We start from the raw sequence: 2,201 nt of genomic DNA on the forward strand, positions 1-2,201 counted from the left end.
ACCGGTGCTCAGGGCAGTCAGGGTGGCACGGGTGCGCAGGGCAGCCAGGGCGACCAGGGCGCGCAAGGTTTTCAAGGTTTCCAGGGAGGCACCGGAACCCAGGGTGCGCAGGGGAACCAGGGCAGCACCGGCACCCAAGGCGCGCAGGGTGGTACCGGTGCGCAGGGCTTCCAGGGCGGCACGGGCGCGCAAGGCAGCCAGGGCGATCAGGGCGTTCAGGGTTTCCAGGGCAGTGCCGGTGCCCAAGGACCGCAGGGCATCAGCGGCGCGCAGGGGACCCAGGGCGGCACTGGCGCCCAGGGAACGGCGGGCAACCAGGGGACCGCCGGCGCGCAGGGCAGCCAGGGCGGCACCGGTGCTCAAGGCGCCCAAGGCGACCCCGGCAGCCAGGGTGCTCAAGGTGGTACCGGTGCGCAGGGCTTTCAGGGCGGCGCAGGCGTGCAGGGCAGCCAGGGCGAACAGGGCACCCAGGGCTTTCAAGGCACGACCGGCTCGCAGGGGAGCCAGGGCAGCGCGGGCCCTCAGGGCGCGCAGGGTGCGCAGGGTGCTATCGGCAGCCAGGGCTTTCAGGGTGGCGCGGGTGCGCAGGGGAGCCAGGGTGACCAGGGCAGCCAGGGCTCTCAGGGCGGCACGGGCGCCCAGGGTGCGCAGGGCGACCAGGGAATCACCGGCGCGCAGGGCAGTCAGGGCAGCGTCGGTGTCCAGGGCACGCAGGGCGTGCAGGGCGCGCAGGGCGGTACCGGCAGCCAAGGCTTTCAGGGCGGCACGGGTGCCCAAGGCAGCCAGGGCGATCAGGGCGTTCAGGGGTTCCAGGGCAGCACTGGCGCCCAGGGAACGCAGGGCGGCCAGGGAACCGCCGGCGTCCAGGGCACTCAGGGCGGAACCGGGGCACAGGGCAGTCAGGGCGCGCAGGGCGCTATGGGCGTTCAGGGCAGTCAGGGCGGTTCCGGCACCCAGGGCAGCCAGGGCTTCCAGGGTGAGAGCGGCACCCAGGGCACTCAGGGGACCGCCGGGGCGCAGGGCTTCCAGGGCGTTAGCGGCGTGCAAGGCGCGCAGGGGAATACCGGGGCGCAGGGTAGTCAGGGCGGCGTCGGCAGCGTGGGCGCGCAAGGCGTCGCCGGCGCCCAGGGCAGCACCGGCGCGCAGGGTGCCCAGGGCGCACAGGGCGTCCAAGGCGGCGTCGGCAGCCAGGGCGTGCAGGGCAACCAGGGCGGCACCGGTTCTCAGGGCGGCCAGGGTGTCCAGGGTGTGACCGGTGCTCAGGGCGCTCAGGGGAGCGCCGGGGCGCAGGGCTTCCAGGGCAGTACGGGCGCCCAGGGCACGCAGGGTGGCACCGGTAGTCAGGGCTCGCAGGGCAGCACCGGCGCCCAAGGGAATCAGGGCAGCACCGGTACGCAGGGTGCGCAGGGCGACCAGGGAATCAGCGGCACCCAGGGTTTCCAGGGTGGCACCGGGGCTCAGGGCACCGAGGGCAGCCAGGGTGTTGCGGGTGCGCAGGGTAGCCAGGGCGGCGCCGGTGTCCAGGGCACTCAGGGTTTCCAAGGCGAGACCGGCGCCCAGGGCGCTCAGGGGAGCGCCGGGGCGCAGGGCTTCCAGGGCAGTACGGGCGCCCAGGGCACGCAGGGTGGTACCGGCAGTCAGGGCTCGCAGGGTGACAGCGGGGCGCAGGGTGGCCAGGGCAGCCAGGGGTTCCAGGGGTTCCAGGGCGGCGCCGGTCCACAGGGGGTCCAGGGCAGTCAAGGCGCCCAGGGCAGCACTGGCACGCAGGGCTTCCAAGGCGGCATGGGCAGCCAGGGTACGCAGGGCAGCCAGGGCAGCGGCGGTTCCCAGGGCAGCCAGGGCGACACCGGCAGCCAGGGCGCCACCGGGGCGCAGGGCTTCCAGGGCGGCACGGGTGCGCAGGGCAGCCAGGGCAGCACCGGCTCGCAGGGCAGCCAGGGCGGCACTGGCGCGCAGGGCGCCCAAGGCGGCACCGGCGCCCAAGGGAATCAGGGCACCGCCGGTACGCAGGGCTCTCAGGGCGATACTGGGGCGCAGGGCACCCAGGGCTTCCAGGGCGTGGCGGGTTCGCAGGGTTTCCAGGGGGTGGCGGGTTCGCAGGGGAGTCAGGGTGGTTCGGGGGCCCAGGGCGCGCAGGGTGGTACCGGCAGCCAGGGCAACCAGGGGAACACCGGTGCTCAGGGGAGCCAGGGCGACCAGGG

Annotated in this window: 1 protein-coding gene and 1 pseudogene; one reads left to right on the top strand and one right to left on the bottom strand. The window is 74.7% G+C overall.

Annotation, left to right across the window (positions count from 1 at the left end; all coding sequences use genetic code 11):
- A partial coding sequence (locus ACZ3TI_RS40865; protein WP_465735652.1) for a hypothetical protein occupies nt 1-1,740 on the bottom strand: 1,740 nt, incomplete at its 3' end.
- 42 nt (nt 1,741-1,782) lie between these two features.
- Here ACZ3TI_RS40865 and ACZ3TI_RS40870 point away from each other — a divergent pair.
- Nucleotides 1,783-2,201: pseudogene (locus ACZ3TI_RS40870) on the top strand (collagen-like protein); the annotation flags it as partial.

The sequence above is a fragment of the Kitasatospora sp. NPDC023120 genome (genome assembly GCF_055560835.1).